Consider the following 16,767-nt stretch of genomic DNA (forward strand, 5'->3'; position numbering starts at 1 on the left):
TTAATAGAAGCGCGTTTAAGGCCAGCCACAAGGGGGACATAAAAAAGCGCTCAGGCCTGTCAAAAAGCCTGAGCGCCTCATCGATGATGTTAACGTCGCCTTACTCGTAGTTAAGCTCTGTCGCTTTCCCCGAGAAGACACGATAAACAAACAGGGTATACAAGAAGATCATGGGCAAGACAAACATGGCACCATAGCCCACAATCAATAAGGTACCCGGCGCACTGGCCGCTTCTTTTGCTGTCATCACCCCAGGAATAATATCGGGGAAAAAGCTATACGCGAGACCAAAGAAACTCAATGCGAATAGGAAAATTGCACCAATGAAAGGGAACTGGTATCCCACATCGTTTTCGACCGGTACGTGGCGTAGGTAGCGATCAACAAGCAGCATGATGGCAAGACAAACCAACGGGACGGGTGCGAGTAATAAAATTTCAGGGAAGCCAAACCAACGCGCTGCGACTGTCTCACTGACCAGAGGATTGACAATACTGATCGCTAACACCCCCAGAGCTGCCAGCCAACCGCCACGACGTGACCATTTAGCCGCACGTTTTTGCAAATCCCCCTCGGTTTTCATCACCAGCCAGGTACCGCCGATATAGATGTACGCTGCGGTAACACAGAGGCCGCTTAATAGCGCAAACAAATATGAGCCTGTGCTGTCATCAAACGCCAACACATAGCGACCAATCATGTAGCCTTGCGTCATTGACGCGATAAAAGACCCGGCTTTAAAACAGCGGTCCCAGAGATCTTTACGCTCTGGCTTCACCTTGGCACGAAAATCAAAAGAGACACCACGCAAGATAAGCCCTGCTAGCATCACAGACGTTGGCAGGTACAGTTCAGTCAAAATCATGCTGTGGGCCGCTGGAAAAGCAATCAGCAACAATCCCACCGCCAACACCAGCCAGGTTTCGTTGGCATCCCAAAAGGGACCAATTGACGCAATCATACGGTCACGCTGCGCCTGATTGCAGCTTGGTAACAGCATACCGACGCCAAGGTCGTAGCCATCAAGCACGGCATACATGAAGACCGAAAAGCCAAACAGCAGCAGATAAATTTCAGGCAGATAAGGAGTTATGCTCATACGTTCACCTCTTTCTCAGGCTGAGCGTGATTGTCTGATTGATATTCAGGCAGGCGTTTTTTTGCCAAAAAGAATAAGGTGCGAATATACGCCACCATTAGCACCGCGTAGAGCGTCAGGTAAATGGTTAAGGTAATCCCCACGTGCGAGCTCGCGACTGGAGTGACCGCATCGGCGGTTTTAAGCACCCCCTGCACCAGCCAGGGCTGACGACCGATTTCCGTCACATACCAGCCTGAAAGCGTAGCCACCCAACCGGAAAACGTCATAGCGACCAAGCCGATTAAGTGCCACTTGGGCATCGGCTGGTTACGCCACACGCGATACGCTGTAAACCAGCTTACCAGCAGCATCAATACGCCCACTCCGACCATAATGCGGAAACCAAAGAACAACGGCTTCACCGGCGGATGATAGTCAAAGCTTTCCAGCCCTTTAATCTCGCCGTCGAGTTGGTGAGTCAGAATCAAGCTCGCCAGATTCGGGATCCCAACTTCAAAGTCGTTGGAACGTGTTTCTTCATTGGGTACCGCAAACAACAGCAAAGGCGCACCCTGCTCGGTTTCCCAAACCCCTTCCATGGCCGCAATTTTCTGCGGCTGATGTTCAAGGGTATTGAGACCGTGCATATCACCGACAAAAATTTGCAAGGGAATAAGGATGGCGGCAGCCGTGATCCCTACTTTTAATGGTTTATCTGCCACACCTGATTTAGGCGATTTCAACTTCTGGTAGGCGGAAATACCGGCGATCAAGAAAGAAGCCGTCAGGCCAGACGCCAGCAGCATATGGCTTAAACGATACGGCATGGACGGATTAAAAATCACCTCGAACCAACTGGTTGGATGCACCACACCATCGATGATTTCAAAACCGGTTGGCGTATGCATCCAGCTGTTCAGCACCAAAATCCAGAACGCAGAAATAGTGGTACCAATCGCTACCAGCAGCGTCGCTAATGTGTGCACCCAGTTCGGGACGCGATTTTTACCAAACAGCATAATGCCAAGGAAGGTCGCCTCCATGAAAAAGGCGGTCATCACCTCATAACCCAACAGTGGGCCGGCAATATTACCGACCTTTTCCATAAAGCCAGGCCAATTGGTGCCGAACTGGAAACTCATGGTGATCCCAGACACCACCCCTAGCGCAAACGTGAGCGCGAACACTTTTACCCAGAAGTAGTAGGTATCCAACCAGATTTGCTCACCGGTACGGTTGTGCCGGAACTTGAAAAACACCAGCATCCACCCAAGTGCTATCGTGATGGTGGGAAACAGGATGTGGAAACTGATGTTGGCCGCAAACTGGATCCGCGACAACATTAATGTATCTAACATGACATTACCCTCAGGAGGTTAACTACCCGATTCTTCGTTGGATTTGCTGTGAAACAGCTTGCCGGACAGCTCAAGAAGCTTGCCGACACTGCTACCCAGCTTCATCAAGTTTTTTAGATGTTCAGGTTTCATTTGCTGCACATCGTCAAACCAGTGGTTAAACAGCTCTAGGAGATCGTGGATTTCGTGCAACTGTTTAACCGAGTGACTCTCTGCGTCGTCTTCACTCCGCATAAAGTGTGAGCGCAGCATAGATAAGGTAGGGTCGACTTCTCGCTTCTTCCTTTCGGCGAGAACTTGCTGCGCCAATTCCCAGATAGTGCCATTCGGCACAAAGTAGTCCTTTCTATCTCCAGGGGTGCGCTGCGAACGGATCAAGTGCCAGCCTTGCAGCTCTTTGGTTGCCATACTGACATTGCCACGAGAAATGTTGAGTGCCGACACAATGTCGTCTGCGCTCAGTGGATGCTCACTCAAAACAATCAGTGCCAGCATTTCGCCCACCGAACGGTTAAAGCCCCAACGACTTCCCATTTCACCAAAGTGCATCACCACATTACGTAGTTCTTGTGACAGCTCCATCTTGATCTCCCTCGCAGTGCCTTTGAGAAATAATACGGAGTTTCTTTGCGGGGGATCAATGAAAATTTGGAAATTTCAGAAATTATTGAAAATAGAAAAGCGAAGTTGTAAGCAAACGTAAGGAGAGGTTATGGATACGTTACAGTCGGCTATGATTAAACATGATCGAAGTCACACAGATTACGTATTCACAGACGCAAAAGAAAGGGGAAACACACAAACAGATACACAATTGAGAGGTTTATAAACATCGAGTCTCTCAACATAAATGGTTTTTTATACTGGAAACCACGATATATTTGGGGACAATGTCACATGCGAGACATCGCTAGGCGCTATACTCCTCAGCGTGCGCGAACTTATAACGATTCGACATGGCGCACCAATGATTAATACCTGAACAAAAGGAAGTTTGCTGTCATGTTCAAAAAGACGCAGCGAGAGCTGGACACCTGCCGAGCAGAAAAAGCCTCGCTCCAAGCAGAACTCAACGCTATCCAAGCACATATTGCGACCATCACCTTCACACCCGATGGCATTATTACCGATGTTAATGACAAATTGCTAAATATCATCGGCTACACCTACGATGAAGTGATCGGACAGCATCATCGCACGGTCTGTTTCGAGGAAACCAGCCAAGCATCAAGCTATCGGCAGTTTTGGCAATCGCTCGCACAAGGAAAGTCACAAAAGGGGGTGTTTCGCCGCCGCCATCAGACCGGCGCGGAGATTTGGCTGGAAGCGACCTATGTCCCCATTAAAGATGCCAACGGTAAGGTAGTCAGTATTCGCAAGTTAGCCGCGGATGTCACCAAGCCGCACCAGGATGCGCGTCGACAAGAAGCCATATTGGCGGCGATTAATCGCTCATTGGCTGTGATTGAATTTGAACCGGATGGCACGATTATTCGTGCCAACGATAACTTCCTCACCGCGGTAGGCTACCAAGATCACGAGATCAAAGGCCAACATCACCGCCTCTTCTGTGATCAGGACTTTTACGATGAAAACCCTGACTTTTGGGAGAATTTAGCTCGAGGACAATTCACCTCCGGGCAATACCTGCGCCGCGACAAACATGGCAATGAGGTGTGGTTGGAAGCCACCTATAATCCCGTTTTTGATGTGGAGGGAAACGTGCGTCAGGTGATCAAGTTCGCTACCGCCATCACCGATACGGTGAAACAAAACCAAGCGGTCAATCAAGCGGCTGAACTCGCTCAAGCTTCGTCAGAACAAACCCTTAGCGATAGTGAAAAAGGCAGTGCACTGCTGCAAGAGGCCGTGACCTTATCACAAAGCGTGACCGACCAAGCGGGCGAAGCCGCGAATCAAGTCAATCAATTGAGTGAGCACGCACAAAGTATCGAAAACATCGTGACCACCATTAAGCAGATCGCGGAACAAACCAACCTCCTCGCATTGAACGCAGCGATTGAGGCCGCACGCGCCGGCGAACAAGGACGTGGTTTTGCCGTCGTCGCAGATGAAGTGCGCGGTTTATCACAACGTACCAGCCAATCTACCACCGAAATTGCCGATGTCGTCGATGAAAATCTACAACTGATCAAAGGGGTAAGCGATGCGATGGCAAAAGTCACTGAACAATCTTCGCTCGGACAGGAAAAGGTAACCGCCGCCGATACTGTGATGACCGATATTCATGCTGGCGCAGAAGAGGTCTCCGCTACCGTTCGTCGCCTGACACACTAACTGTCGGTCATTGCCATCCGGTCGCGATGAGCATCAAGGATAAGGAATAACATGCACACCCAAGCCAGCAGCGCCACACAGTTGAAATTATCGGAGCTCATTTTGGCGTTAAGTACCGCGTTGGATATGACCGAGGGGCAGCCTCCTGAGCACTGTATGCGCTGCACGTGGTTAGGAATGAAACTCGCTGACGCCTTAGCGCTCGATGATCAACAACGTCATGATCTTTTCTATACGTTGCTGCTAAAAGATGCGGGCTGCAGCAGTAATGCGGCACGGATCTGTGAGCTTTACCTCACCAACGACTTGGCCTTTAAACAAAGCTACAAAGTTGTCGATGGTAGCTTGTCCAGCGTACTCAACTTTGTACTTAAAAATACCGGCGTCAAACGCGGCTTCATGCAAAAGCTCTCGACGACACTTGATATCATCCGCAACGGTGACATGTATGCGCAAGAGCTGATTGAAACACGATGTACCCGCGGAGCCGATGTCGCACGCGATTTGCGTTTTAATGAAACCGTTGCTGAAGCCATCTATGCGCTGGATGAACACTATGATGGCGGAGGGCGTCCTGACCAGTTAAAAGCCGAACAGATCCCTTTATTTTCGCGCATCGCATTGATGACACAGGTCATTGATGTGTTCCGAACCGAGTCCGGTGTCGACGCCGCACTCAGCGAGCTAAAAAACCGCCGCGGTACTTGGTTTGATCCGACGCTCGTCGACACCTTTTTACAGATAGCGCGCGATCCGCAGTTTTGGCAGCAGCTGGACAGCCCCGCATTAAAAGAAGACGTACTGTCGATGACGCCGGCAGACACATGTATCTGGGTCGACGATGACTATCTGGATGACATTGCGGCGGCTTTCGGACGCATTGTTGATGCCAAAAGCCCTTTCACCTCCGGACACAGCGAGCGCGTGGCCGTTTACGCCAGCTTAATTGCTGATGAACTTGGCATCAGTGAACAGGATAAAAAATGGCTAAAGCGTGGCGCGTTACTGCACGATATTGGCAAGCTCGGCGTGAGCAATGATGTGCTCGATAAACCGGGAAAACTGGATGACGACGAATGGGAGCACGTTAAACGCCATGCAGCACTGAGCAAAACCATCTTATCGAAAATCCACCAATTCGATCACCTCGCCAAGTTCGCCAGCGCTCATCACGAAAAGCTCGATGGTACTGGGTACCCTGAAGGTATCAAAAGCGATGACATTTCTTTGCTCACTCGCATTATCACCACCGCGGATATTTTCGATGCGATCACTGCAGAGCGCCCCTATCGTGGCCCTATTCCGATGAACAAAGCCCTCTCGATCATGAAAGAGGAGACAGGGACTGCCATTGACACGCAATGTTTACAGGCGCTAATTGCTGGCCTCGAGCGACTGCCTGACCACTTTATTGTTCATGACGATACCTAGATCACATCATAGATATCACCTATCGCGTATATAGGTTAACTCCATTTTCTTTTTTTATATCGGGTAGTTACTCTATTCACATCGTTTGGAACGAACCGTTTCCAGTGCTTGGCACTCGCGATAAGCGAAGGGTCGAACACATTGATTTGCCACTAAGGAGGCATTAAATGAGTAAGCAAGCAGCATTGATTGGACTAGACAGCAGCAAAGCCGCCGATCTAGGCGCGCGTTTGGATACGCTATTGGCGAACTACCAAGTGCTATACACCAATGTGCGTGGTTTTCACTGGAACATCAAAGGCAACGACTTTTTCGAGTTGCATACCAAATTTGAAGAGATTTATACCGATCTTCAAACCAAGATTGATGAAGTGGCTGAGCGCATTCTCACCATCGGTGGCACCGCCGAGCATCGCTTCAGCGAGTACCTGAAGGTCAGTGAAATTAAAGAGCACGCACCCGAAGCGAATGGTCAAGCTGGCGTACGTGCGCTGATCGAAGGCTTTAGCGTTCTGATTGGCCTACAACGCGATATCATGAACCTTGCTGGTGATGCCGGCGATGAAGGGACATCTGCATTGATGAGCGATTACATCCGCGAACAAGAAAAACTGATGTGGATGCTTAACGCTTACCTCAACTAATCTCCCTGCGACCTCGAAGGCTATCCTTCGAGGTCGCCTGATCGGGTTTTGTTCGTGAGTTAATCTCTATCCGCGAATACCTTTTTCACTACCGGCATCGCCGAGAAAACGTTCGGCCAACCAGCATAGAACGCGAGATGCGTAAGTACTTCTGAGGCTTGCTCCTCACTCAGCCCATTGGTCATTGCCTTGTTCAGATGGAACGGAACCTGTTCGACTTTGCCGGTAGAGATGAGTGCACTGACGGTCACGAGGCTTCGATCCCTAGGCTTTAATCCTGGCCTGAGCCAGAGATCCAGGAAGAGCGCACTTTCGGTATAGTCCACCACACCCTGCGACACCTCGCCAAAGGTGTCCTGCACGAAGGTTTGGCGTTTCACCTCAGCTTCTTTATCCAGCGGCAAAAGCTCCGGCGATACCGCAGGCAACTCAGAGGCCTTTACACCTCTGGCTTCGAAGACGTTCGCAGTAACAGCAACGGCAGACATGGCGTTCGCCCACCCGGAATAAAACGCCAGATGGGTAATAAGCTCTGAAATTTCGGAGGGCTCAACCCCGTTATCCAGCGCCAGGTTGACGTGGTAAGGCAGCTCGACCTGCTGATTGCGGGAGATCAGCGCAGCCAGCGTAACAACACTTCGGTCACGGGCAGACAGCCCCGGACGGTTCCAGACCTCTTCCAGAACTAGGTTCTCCGTGTAGGACGCCAAGGCAGGCGAGACCGATCGAATCTGCTCCAAGGATGGCGCGCTTCCCGGCAGACTGAGCTCCGGACCTGAGGCGGGGCCCTGCCCGAACGCGACCCCGGAAAAGCAAAGGGCCAATGGTACAACGGTATGTGCAAGCTTTCTCATAGCAAAGTCTTCCAATGATGGGTTGGTAGGTAATGTGACTTTTCTCCAGCGAGAGGCGAAAACGGCTACGGAGCCAGAGAGATGGTGGCTGTGAACCGTTCGGATCTCTTTAAATGCTTCATCCCACTGACGACCGTTCCAAGGTTGACCAGCGAATTTGCGTAGCCGAAATCCTGGTAAAAGATTGCAAGGTTTCCCCAGGGGGCATAGTAGGTGAAGCTTCCCACCTGCGGGTCAAAGCCAGCTGGCGCATCATCCGTTGAAAGGCGGCTTGGCAAGTCACTGACCTTTTCAATACCGTGATAATCCTCAAACTCCAGTGTCAGTGGCAGCTGCGCCAGAAAATCCCGTGTGGCAACCGAGTCTGCCAGTCGCACTTGGACGATCGAACCGTCTATGTTCAGAATGATGTCTGTTTGATTCCGCATGGATTTCTCCTCAGTTAAACGGGATTGCGGCTCGGCCGACACAGATAAAACCTCCCCCGCCAGGGTAAGCAAAATAAGTAGCAGAGAAAGTGGGGTTTTCTTCAACCGAAAAGGTTTCATACAAAGTTCTTCAAGATTCAGCACGAACCGGTCAGGCAGACTGCTGTACTAAATTGCGAATGTCCTGCATCGGCGGAGCTCCAAACATCCGGCTGTATTCACGACTGAATTGTGATGGGCTCTCGTACCCCACCTGAAAAGCGGCCCGTGAGGCATCCACATGCTCGGTCAGCATCAATCGACGCGCTTCGCTGAGTCGCATGCGCTTCTGGTACTGAAGAGGTGTCATCGCGGTCATTGCACGGAAATGGTGATGAAAGGCGGAGACGCTCAACCCCGCCCGGCCAGCCATCTCCTCCACTTTTATGGACTCCCGATAATGTTTCTTCAGCCACTCAATGGTTTTGGAAATCCGATAACCGTTCTGGCCAGAGGCCGCCATATTTCGAAGGCGTGCGCCCTGATCTCCTTTCAGCAGCCGGTAGAGAATTTCGCGTTGAATGAGTGGTGCCAGTACGGCACTGTCCTCCGGCTCGTCCACAAGGTCCAGCAACCGGTTGAAGGCGTCAAGCAACGGCGCATCGACATTATTGACCGCAATGCCCAGGGACTTATCAGTTTGCTCGCGCGCGATGTGGGCCGGGTTATCCATGATCAGCTGCGACAGCATCTGAAAATCCATCTCCATGGTGAGCCCCAGATACGGCTTCTCTTTGGAGGCTTCGATGATTTTGGAGACTACTGGCAGATCAATAGAGGTAATCAAGAACTGACTGGCGTCGTAGAGGAATGTGTCTTCCCCGACCACCACCTGTTTACGGCCCAGGCCAATCAGGCAAATACTGGGCGCCAACATGTAGCTGGTAGGGTCAGTGGGGTGCGGCCAGCGATGAAGACAGAGCCCTTGGATGTCCGTATCCAGACGATTCGCGTCCCCAGTCAGCATCTCGATTCTGGAGGCCAGACCTTTCGCCCCGCGATCCCAGGCTAATTCGGGCCGGTAGCTCTCAGATTTGTCGGTATCAGACATGATCCTATGCCCCTTAAGTAATCTCTGTTCCAACTTGATGAGTGACCAGATCGTCATTTGGGTGGTCTGTAACCATTTAAGCTCATTTACCGCAGCAGTTCACGTCTACCCCGCCTTGCCCGTAGAATCAGGCAATAAATCGAGAGTATTGGGTTATCTCTGCCTAGCCGGCTAATGGCTTACAAAATTTGTTACCGCACAACCACGATATTGCCTATTCCCACCAGTTGCTAAATCGCTCTGATTGCGCACCGTCCAGGTTTACACGGGTTCCAATCCTCGGTGTTAACAGACTGAACGACTTTCCCCTATTGGCCAAACTTCGGGTATTGAAGATGCAACGCCCCCGAGCAAATCAACAATTTCGACACGCCATTCATTCCCAAAAAAGCTTTACTACTTTCGTTTTCATCAGCTTGACAACGTACCTGAAGCTTTTTTCTGAACCGTGGTCCGTAAACAATGGCGCGCATTAAATACTATCGAATAATAGTTGATCACCTCATTTAGGCGAAACAAAGAGAAATGAGCAATAAACGAACAGGATGTGGATAAAAAAGGCCAGGGATCAGGTGTTCTAATCAATATGTGGCATCCAAACCGATCAAATACTGATATGGAGACATAACTATGTTCAAAAAATCCCTGTTTCAAAGCGTAGCGGCAACCCTGGTGGGTATGACCGTCGGCTCAAGTGCAACAGCCGAAGAATCCCACAGTCAGACCCATTACTCCGAGGACACGCAGAAATCCTTTGCCGGGCCGAGCGATCTTTTCACCGGAGAGGTTCAGGTAGACATTGTTTTTCCAAGCAACGAGAGTGCCCACTATAGCGGTGCCTACGTCACTTTCTCACCAGGCGCTCGTACGGCGTGGCATGAACACCCTGCCGGTCAGCACATGGTGGTGACCCAAGGCACCGCACTGACTGGCACGCGGGATGGTCATGTCATCAAGTTTCATGAGGGCGAAGCAGTGTGGTGCCCACCCGATCTCGATCACTGGCATGGCACAACACCGGACGCGCCCATGAAGCACTTCGTTGTGACCGCCAGTAAAGATGGTGAAAACGTGATCTGGAAAGAAAAGGTAAGCAACGAAGACTACGAAAAAGCGCTGGCAAAGGTCGAGTAACAACGAAAAAGCCCCTCCAACGATAGAGGGGCTTTTTTCGATCCCGGGATTTACCCATCAACTTGCTGGAATACCGGAAACTGACTTGCGTTGCCGTAATCCCGAATGGGCTCCAAGGCGCTCAACGACTGCATGTCCGCCTCTGAAATGACGAAATCCACATCGGCATTGTTGGCCATGTGAGCCGGCTTCGCCGTTTTAGGCAGCGGCAGAAGGCCGAGTTGCAGGTCATAACGAATGCACAGCTGTGGCACAGACACCTGATATCTCTCCGCCATTTTGATAATCGCCTCGTTTTTGAAAAGCTCACCATGCCCTACCGGAGAATAAGCTTCTACCAGCATGCCTTTATTACGTGAATACTCGATCAACGCCGTCGGCACATTGGTCACGTGCGCCAGGACCTGATGAACCATCGGCGCGACACGGCTATGCTGGACGATGTTATCAATGTCTGCTTCCTGGAAGTTGGACAGCCCGATGGCTTTCAGTTTTCCGGCATTGTAGGCGTCTTCCAGGGCGCGCCAGGCTTCCTGGTTGCCTTTAGCAAATCGGTCTTCAGTTCCGAAGTGATCCCAGGGTTGCGGGCTGTGGATGATCATCAGGTCCAGATAGTCTAACCCCATTTTTTCGAGGGATTCGTCAATCGCAGCAGCGGCATCTTCATAGGTCTTGTGACGGGCGGCCAGCTTGCTGGTGACGAAAATCTGCTCACGCTCAACGGAACTGGCGCGCACACCATCGGCTACTTCCGCTTCGTTACCGTAATCCTGAGCCGTATCAATGTGCCGATAGCCAAGTTCAATGGCCGAAGTTACAGCATTTGTTGCGGATTCACCTTCAATCATCCAGGTTCCAAGAGCCAGCTTCGGAATCGCAATACCATTCGTCAGTGAATAAGTCTCTTCGAGTATCATTTCGATCGCTCCATCTATTTAACTAGTTGAGGGCTCCCTGCCAGCGGGAGCATTAAAGCGAAGTGATTAGACCTCGCTTTATGACCCAAATGATGCTCGAATCAGGCTCATTGATTAATACGCATTCCTTGCGGTTTATTGCCTAATCGTACAGAACGTGAACGCGCTTTCTTATATCCTATTAGCGAACCTTAATCCTGCTCAGACACAGACCAAACCACTTGCGTTCCATCACTCAATTGCGCCACCAAGCCTTTTGCGGGCACAGTGATGCCCGACATACCGACTGGTTGGTCGGTAAAGTTGGCGGTTAGCGTCGACCCATCGCTAAATTGGGTCTGCTGCACGCGTCCGCGTTCATCCAACCAACGAAAGTCCACCAAGGCTTTGTCCCAAAGGGCTTGATGAATTGGCATAAAGCCCTGTTGGTAATGTTTAATCGCACGAATCCGAGGTTGCGATGGCGACGTTGCTTCATCACGACTTAAATGCACCATGGCGGGCACATTATAAAGCATGGCTATTAAATCTCTCTCAGCACGAACATTGGTAAACTTTAGGCTATCGCTATGCCAGTGGTGGCTATTGATCACCTCATCATGGAACACCGCTTGATAAAGCGGGATACGAAATTGGGGCGCAAATAACAATGCTTGGTACAGCGGCTTCACTTTCGCCGGCTGAAAGAAAAAAGCGGGCTTGTTATCCGGATACCAAGGACCGAGATAATAGGGAGATGCACGATTAGACTTCATGTCTTTATCTGTCCATCCAAAACCAATCGTTTCTAGGCCATGAGCAAAAGCGATGCCCTGCGTGGTCAAACTGTTGCCATCTTCCGAGCCCAACACGACAGCCTGACGATCTACGATCGATTTCATCCGTTGATTGAACGCCGCCAGCATATCGACTTCGCGAGTATCACGGCGATAATCTTCTCGCGCCATCGCAGTCGCATCCACATCAATAAACAAGCTATTGAAATGTCCATATTTAATGATATCGGCGATACGCTGAGCGACATAATCAACATCACAGGCAGGATTGAGATAGAAGCCGTTGCCGCGAAACCCTTTTTTCAATTTGCCATTGCGCTGTTCAATCGCACACGATGTGCGCATCACATCCGGTAATTGTGCAGTCAGCCAGCTATCGTTCACGCCACGTGGGATCGCGGTATTGTAGGAGTCATAGGGGCCAATTAAATAGCCCGCTTGCTTGGCTTTTTCGACGACATGCGGCTGATAAAATGCCGGCATCCAATTGTCCAAGCCTAACCACAATTGACGGATACCCGCTTTGTGTAAACTGTCGAGCATCTCAGTGGAAAGCCCCTGCCCCCACTGGTCTGCCGGTTTAAGGTACTGTCCTGCCCTCGAAGCTAACCACTTTTTACGTTGCTGCGCGGCCTGATACTGCTGTTTGATGGTATTGTCTTTTTCGGTGGGAGCGGTCGCCGAAAAGATCTCTGCCAACGCACGATTAATGCCATTCACCAAAGTGTTTTTATGATATTTGCTAAACCAGCCTTGGTCACCGGAAAGCTCTCGGAGCGCCGCTTTGGTCTCATCATCAAGCGGCAATGGTGACGTATTCAGCGCCCAATGTTTAAGTCCCCACCAATCCTTCACATCATCACGCGCAAGCGGTCCTTGACCAAATAAATACACATGGGTCGCGCCAATTAGCTTGGCCGTTTCAGGGTTTTGTTGCACTTTTTTCGCCAACGAGGTTGCTTGATGCTGCTCTTGCCGCCACTGGCGATACCATTTAGCCCCATCCAATGGATGCTGACCCGGTTTAATCCTTACCACAAAGGGGTCATGGCGATTTAACGGCGTAAAGGTATGAACCGCGCCCGTCGCGAGTTTGTCATGTTTGCGAGCAAAACTCAGTCGGTTATTGGTGGCGGTGACTAGATGGTAACTGACATATTGACGACCTATCTGAGCCGTCCAAAACGGCATTTTTAGATCTTGCGTGGTATTCGCACCATCTCGGCTTGCCTGCAGATAGTCAATCCATTGCGGATGATCCGTGGGTATTCGCATTCCTTCGCTAAACGGCAATAATAAGGCTTGGGTGTCCTCGACCGGTAAATTAAACCAATTCACTGAAACGGGGCGTTGGCGTGTCACTTTAGCGTTGTCATCCAACGACATAGACAACGTCAACGCGTTATCCAAGGTGGCAGATACCTCGATATTGGCAGGCATCCAGCGCCAGTTAACTTGATTTGGCGCTGGGTGACGTATATTCACCACCTGCTGGGGCTTCTGACCCACTGCCAAATTAGCGTCATTAATGGGCAGACTGTCCCAGTGCATCCTCAGATCGCTAGGGTTAATGGTGACGTGTGTATCTTGATGGGTCAAAGTGAGAGGCGCTGCGTAGGCAGTTAGGCTGAATAGCGTCAGGCCACATGCAACACAAGAAAAATAAAAAGATGATAGGTTCACGCGCTGTCTCCAGTTGATGTCAGCGCCCTATTAAATGCTAACGTCCTCCCTCATTTGTCACCTCGATGTCTCTTTATTCGCTATTAACAGCCTCTGTGCGGATGGCAGCATTGGGCAGCGGCAACGCCAATCGCTCAACATAGTTGACTTTTATTGCGCCTTGATACTCAAAGTGACTGACAGTGACGCTTAAATGCTCCGCATTAACAAGCGATGAAGAGGGCAATTTTATCTTGGTTGGCGCGTGGGAGTTGTCTGCGCGGCCGGACAAATAAATCGGCGTTTGTTCGACCCAGCGATAGGCGTCATCAAGCCACAACCAGTGTGCAGCGGCTGGCGAACAACTCAAAGGCGTATCGGGCAAATCGATTGCGAGCTGTTGATCAGGATGACCTATCAGTTTTACCCAAGGGCGGCGTGGCAGCCCATACACCACCAAACTATAATGCTGACCACCCATTTTTAACTCATAAATACCAGGAATAATTTGGGTAAATAGTTGCCCTGATTCAATTTCTTGATACCCACTTTTCGCGTTCAAGATCTCATTGAGCACCGTTTGCCCGGTAGGATCGGTGAGGGTTAGCAAAGTATCACGCTCGACCTGCTCGGCAGAAAGTTTGATTTCATAGCCAAGACTTGACGCGCCTGCCCGTCGTACAAAGGCAATGGTCAACCCTTGAGGGATCCCTTTACCGTTGGGCTCAGTTAACTGTTGGCCACAATCCGTTTGATTGATGATCGCGTACTTGATCTTCGCCCAATGCTCAGTCGGTATCTGCTGCTGAGATAACGCAAAAATAAGCTCTTGCCACGCCACCTTGGGCCTATCTGCGAGGAGTGCCTGATAGGTTTCCTGCATCGGTGTTTTTGGAAACCAAACTTGCTCAGCGCGGACACTGAAGCTGAAGCTGAAGCTGCATACCATGCATACTATCACGAGTAAGTGGTAGCCAAACCAGTTCATAGCACCACCAACCGATACCCGACACCGCGATGCGTCTCTATCGCTAAACCGGGCAACTTTTGTCGTAGCCGCAACACATGATTGTCAACCGTGCGCGTGGTAGGAAACGCCTGATATCCCCATATTTTATTGAGCAATTCTTCGCGATGAAAAACCCGCCCTTGGTTTTGTAACAGCAATAGCAATAAATCAAACTCTTTAGGCTTGAGCGTCACATCCTGGTCTTGCCAATACACATGACGGGATCCAGGTTCAACCTTGATCTGCCCGTATACGAGTTGGCTTTCTCCTAAGGGCCGTAATTGGGCATAGATACGCGCCAAGAGCTCCTGATGTGAAAAGGGTTTAACCACATAATCTTTGGCGCCGGCCATTAAGCCCTCAACCCGTTGCTCAACCTCAATTTTGGCTGTCAATACGATCACTGGCACTGCTTTTAAAGACAGCCAATGAGGCAGATGCGCTAAACTATCGCCATCGGCGAGCTGGCGGTCTAAAATCACCAAATCGGCATGAAACCAATGCTTATCCACCTTATTACTCTCGGCCAGCCAGGTGCATTCAAACCCTTGCTGTTCCAAAAACTGGCGTAAGCCTTCCCCTAATAAGGTGTCATCTTCAATCAACAATAGATGGCTCATTGCGGCAACTCCAGAATACAGCAGGTTGGGTGGCGCTTGATCACTAGCTTCCCCCCCATTTGACGCATTAAACGCGCCACTAAAAACAATCCAATCCCCATGTTTCTTTCTGACGGTGACGACTTATATCGCCGCCACAGCCTTTGCCACCAGGATGGAAAAATTCCGTTATCATACACACAAACTCGTACGCGCTTATCCACGCATACACGAATCCAAATTTGATCACCGCCATGATGATGGGCATTTTGAATCAGGTTTTTCAAGCAGATGGATAACCAGTAGAAAGGCAACGTCAGTGTTTTATCTTGCTCAAGGGTGTAGTCAACCTCTAGGCAATCGCAAACATTATCCAGCCACTCCGATAAGGACGCAGTTTGTGACTTAAATTGCTCACGTTTATCGGTACTTAAATAGCCCTTACTGGTCTCTGTCAGCTGACTTAAGCGTTGATGATCCGCCAGTAATCGCCAAAGCACATCTTGCGTGCTGGGCTCAAGCAAATCGAACTGGCTGCGCAACATTTCCACCGTCATACCTAGGCTTGCGATCGGTGTTCTTAGCTCATGCGTCAGCAACTGGAGAATAAATTGGCGCTCACGGCGCTGCTGGTATCGATCGTATAGGCTACGCGCTAAACCAACTATCAGCGCACAAAAAACCGCTACAAACACCGCAATCATCACGCCACGATACGCCGGGTGGAGTTGATTACAAATATTTCCATAGCGGTAATCACACCCCGTCGTATTCGTCGATAAACTCAAACGATATTGTTCAGCAATTGGCGCCCATTGTTCATGAGATAGCGCCTTCCATCCTTCTTCGCCGTTAAGCCACAGGCGCCCGCCATCTAAATACGCGCGGTAACCACTGAGTAACGCATCTCGGCCAGCCTGACTGAGGACATTCAGCGCAGCATGTAGAGGGTGCTCTTCGTTGGCTAAGGTAAAACGTTGTACCAGTTCAGGTGACGGCGTGGCGATACCACGCGCTGACACATAACGTTCAGCATAACTTCCACCGGCAGGATGGAGTAGCGGGTTTTGCTCAAACCACTCAATGGGTATAGGCTCATCACGGCACAAAGCCAATTCAAAACGCTGGGCGGCTAACAAAAGGGGGGACACGATACTGGGGGTCGGCTGGCACGTTTGCACCACTTGGTGTAGTGCGTTTAAGTCCTGCCAGTTAACATTCTCGAAATCAGGGTACTGCGACTGACTGACCAACAAAGCCTGCGGATAGGCATTTAATGCCGGCTGAGCAACCATCAAGGTGCCCGTTTGCCAGGCCTTATCATAAAACCCTTTCAGTTGCGTGTGCAGCTCACTGGCCACCGTTTGGCTGCTGAGTAAAGCCAACAATAACGCTGCTAACGCTCGAAACACCACTTTGCCACCCTTATGGACCATCACACTTACGCTACCAGCACTAATGATTAAATCATAGCTAAGCGGTAAGG

At 50.4% G+C, this 16,767-nt stretch carries 15 protein-coding genes; 4 read left to right on the forward strand and 11 right to left on the reverse strand.

Annotation, left to right across the window (positions count from 1 at the left end):
- Positions 1-100: 100 nt before the first annotated feature.
- Genes cydB through BZG20_RS06795 form a run of 3 tightly spaced genes read right to left on the reverse strand, consistent with a single transcriptional unit; the run spans position 101 to position 3,021 of the window.
- Complete coding sequence (gene cydB / locus BZG20_RS06785; protein ID WP_101494459.1) at positions 101-1,093, reverse strand: cytochrome d ubiquinol oxidase subunit II; 993 nt, start codon at positions 1,091-1,093, stop codon at positions 101-103.
- A 2-nt stretch (positions 1,094-1,095) separates the two neighbouring features.
- Complete coding sequence (locus BZG20_RS06790; RefSeq protein ID WP_046073609.1) at positions 1,096-2,439, reverse strand: cytochrome ubiquinol oxidase subunit I; 1,344 nt, start codon at positions 2,437-2,439, stop codon at positions 1,096-1,098.
- An 18-nt stretch (positions 2,440-2,457) separates the two neighbouring features.
- Positions 2,458-3,021: a MarR family transcriptional regulator gene (locus tag BZG20_RS06795; RefSeq protein WP_046073610.1), complete on the reverse strand. Its 564-nt coding sequence runs from the start codon at positions 3,019-3,021 to the stop codon at positions 2,458-2,460.
- Between the two features lie 420 nt (positions 3,022-3,441).
- Here BZG20_RS06795 and BZG20_RS16235 point away from each other — a divergent pair, with 420 nt between their 5' ends.
- The 3 genes from BZG20_RS16235 to BZG20_RS06810 all read left to right on the forward strand — a co-directional run bounded on the left by BZG20_RS16235 (position 3,442) and on the right by BZG20_RS06810 (position 6,812).
- On the forward strand, positions 3,442-4,737 hold the full coding sequence (locus BZG20_RS16235) for a PAS domain-containing methyl-accepting chemotaxis protein (protein WP_077578522.1): 1,296 nt from the start codon (positions 3,442-3,444) through the stop codon (positions 4,735-4,737).
- A 51-nt stretch (positions 4,738-4,788) separates the two neighbouring features.
- The gene (locus BZG20_RS06805; protein ID WP_077578523.1) at positions 4,789-6,168 is read left to right on the forward strand and encodes an HD domain-containing protein; all 1,380 of its coding nucleotides are present in this window, start codon (positions 4,789-4,791) and stop codon (positions 6,166-6,168) included.
- 167 nt (positions 6,169-6,335) lie between these two features.
- The gene (locus BZG20_RS06810) at positions 6,336-6,812 is read left to right on the forward strand and encodes a Dps family protein (RefSeq protein WP_077578524.1); all 477 of its coding nucleotides are present in this window, start codon (positions 6,336-6,338) and stop codon (positions 6,810-6,812) included.
- A 59-nt stretch (positions 6,813-6,871) separates the two neighbouring features.
- On the opposite strand, the gene BZG20_RS06815 is transcribed toward BZG20_RS06810, so the two are convergent.
- From BZG20_RS06815 to BZG20_RS06825, 3 genes are all read right to left on the reverse strand, one after another.
- Positions 6,872-7,552: a carboxymuconolactone decarboxylase family protein gene (locus BZG20_RS06815; protein ID WP_198531464.1), complete on the reverse strand. Its 681-nt coding sequence runs from the start codon at positions 7,550-7,552 to the stop codon at positions 6,872-6,874.
- 179 nt (positions 7,553-7,731) lie between these two features.
- On the reverse strand, positions 7,732-8,214 hold the full coding sequence (locus BZG20_RS06820) for a cyclophilin-like fold protein (protein WP_158010024.1): 483 nt from the start codon (positions 8,212-8,214) through the stop codon (positions 7,732-7,734).
- Positions 8,215-8,245: 31 nt separating this feature from the next.
- Positions 8,246-9,184, reverse strand: coding sequence for an AraC family transcriptional regulator (locus BZG20_RS06825; protein ID WP_046073851.1), 939 nt, complete (start codon positions 9,182-9,184; stop codon positions 8,246-8,248).
- A 630-nt stretch (positions 9,185-9,814) separates the two neighbouring features.
- Between BZG20_RS06825 and BZG20_RS06830 the strand changes: the two genes are divergently transcribed.
- The gene (locus BZG20_RS06830; RefSeq protein ID WP_077578526.1) at positions 9,815-10,318 is read left to right on the forward strand and encodes a cupin domain-containing protein; all 504 of its coding nucleotides are present in this window, start codon (positions 9,815-9,817) and stop codon (positions 10,316-10,318) included.
- A 50-nt stretch (positions 10,319-10,368) separates the two neighbouring features.
- Here BZG20_RS06830 and BZG20_RS06835 read toward each other — a convergent pair whose 3' ends face one another.
- The 5 genes from BZG20_RS06835 to BZG20_RS06855 form a co-directional block, all read right to left on the reverse strand.
- A complete protein-coding gene (locus BZG20_RS06835; protein ID WP_046073615.1) occupies positions 10,369-11,235 on the reverse strand; it encodes an aldo/keto reductase in 867 nt (288 codons plus the stop codon).
- Between the two features lie 191 nt (positions 11,236-11,426).
- Entirely contained in the window at positions 11,427-13,562 is a 2,136-nt protein-coding gene (locus BZG20_RS06840; RefSeq protein WP_077578527.1) for a glycoside hydrolase, read from the reverse strand.
- A gap of 205 nt (positions 13,563-13,767) precedes the next feature.
- Complete coding sequence (locus tag BZG20_RS06845) at positions 13,768-14,661, reverse strand: DUF2861 family protein (protein WP_077578528.1); 894 nt, start codon at positions 14,659-14,661, stop codon at positions 13,768-13,770.
- Complete coding sequence (locus BZG20_RS06850; protein ID WP_077578529.1) at positions 14,658-15,302, reverse strand: response regulator transcription factor; 645 nt, start codon at positions 15,300-15,302, stop codon at positions 14,658-14,660. Before BZG20_RS06850 ends, BZG20_RS06845 begins: the two co-directional genes overlap by 4 nt.
- Positions 15,299-16,717, reverse strand: coding sequence for a DUF3404 domain-containing protein (locus tag BZG20_RS06855; protein ID WP_077578530.1), 1,419 nt, complete (start codon positions 16,715-16,717; stop codon positions 15,299-15,301). Before BZG20_RS06855 ends, BZG20_RS06850 begins: the two co-directional genes overlap by 4 nt.
- Positions 16,718-16,767 lie beyond the last annotated feature (50 nt).

Source organism: Salinivibrio sp. IB868, assembly GCF_001995655.1.
GTDB classification, from domain to species: domain Bacteria; phylum Pseudomonadota; class Gammaproteobacteria; order Enterobacterales; family Vibrionaceae; genus Salinivibrio; species Salinivibrio siamensis.

Coding starts and splice junctions, on each gene's coding strand:
- BZG20_RS06790 (WP_046073609.1), bottom strand. CDS start 2,439: ATGTTAGATACATTAATGTTGTCGCGGATCCAGTTTGCGGCCAACATC.
- BZG20_RS06795 (WP_046073610.1), bottom strand. CDS start 3,021: ATGGAGCTGTCACAAGAACTACGTAATGTGGTGATGCACTTTGGTGAA.
- BZG20_RS16235 (WP_077578522.1), top strand. CDS start 3,442: ATGTTCAAAAAGACGCAGCGAGAGCTGGACACCTGCCGAGCAGAAAAA.
- BZG20_RS06805 (WP_077578523.1), top strand. CDS start 4,789: ATGCACACCCAAGCCAGCAGCGCCACACAGTTGAAATTATCGGAGCTC.
- BZG20_RS06810 (WP_077578524.1), top strand. CDS start 6,336: ATGAGTAAGCAAGCAGCATTGATTGGACTAGACAGCAGCAAAGCCGCC.
- BZG20_RS06820 (WP_158010024.1), bottom strand. CDS start 8,214: ATGAAACCTTTTCGGTTGAAGAAAACCCCACTTTCTCTGCTACTTATT.
- BZG20_RS06825 (WP_046073851.1), bottom strand. CDS start 9,184: ATGTCTGATACCGACAAATCTGAGAGCTACCGGCCCGAATTAGCCTGG.
- BZG20_RS06830 (WP_077578526.1), top strand. CDS start 9,815: ATGTTCAAAAAATCCCTGTTTCAAAGCGTAGCGGCAACCCTGGTGGGT.
- BZG20_RS06835 (WP_046073615.1), bottom strand. CDS start 11,235: ATGATACTCGAAGAGACTTATTCACTGACGAATGGTATTGCGATTCCG.
- BZG20_RS06840 (WP_077578527.1), bottom strand. CDS start 13,562: ATGCACTGGGACAGTCTGCCCATTAATGACGCTAATTTGGCAGTGGGT.
- BZG20_RS06845 (WP_077578528.1), bottom strand. CDS start 14,661: ATGAACTGGTTTGGCTACCACTTACTCGTGATAGTATGCATGGTATGC.
- BZG20_RS06850 (WP_077578529.1), bottom strand. CDS start 15,302: ATGAGCCATCTATTGTTGATTGAAGATGACACCTTATTAGGGGAAGGC.
- BZG20_RS06855 (WP_077578530.1), bottom strand. CDS start 16,717: ATGGTCCATAAGGGTGGCAAAGTGGTGTTTCGAGCGTTAGCAGCGTTA.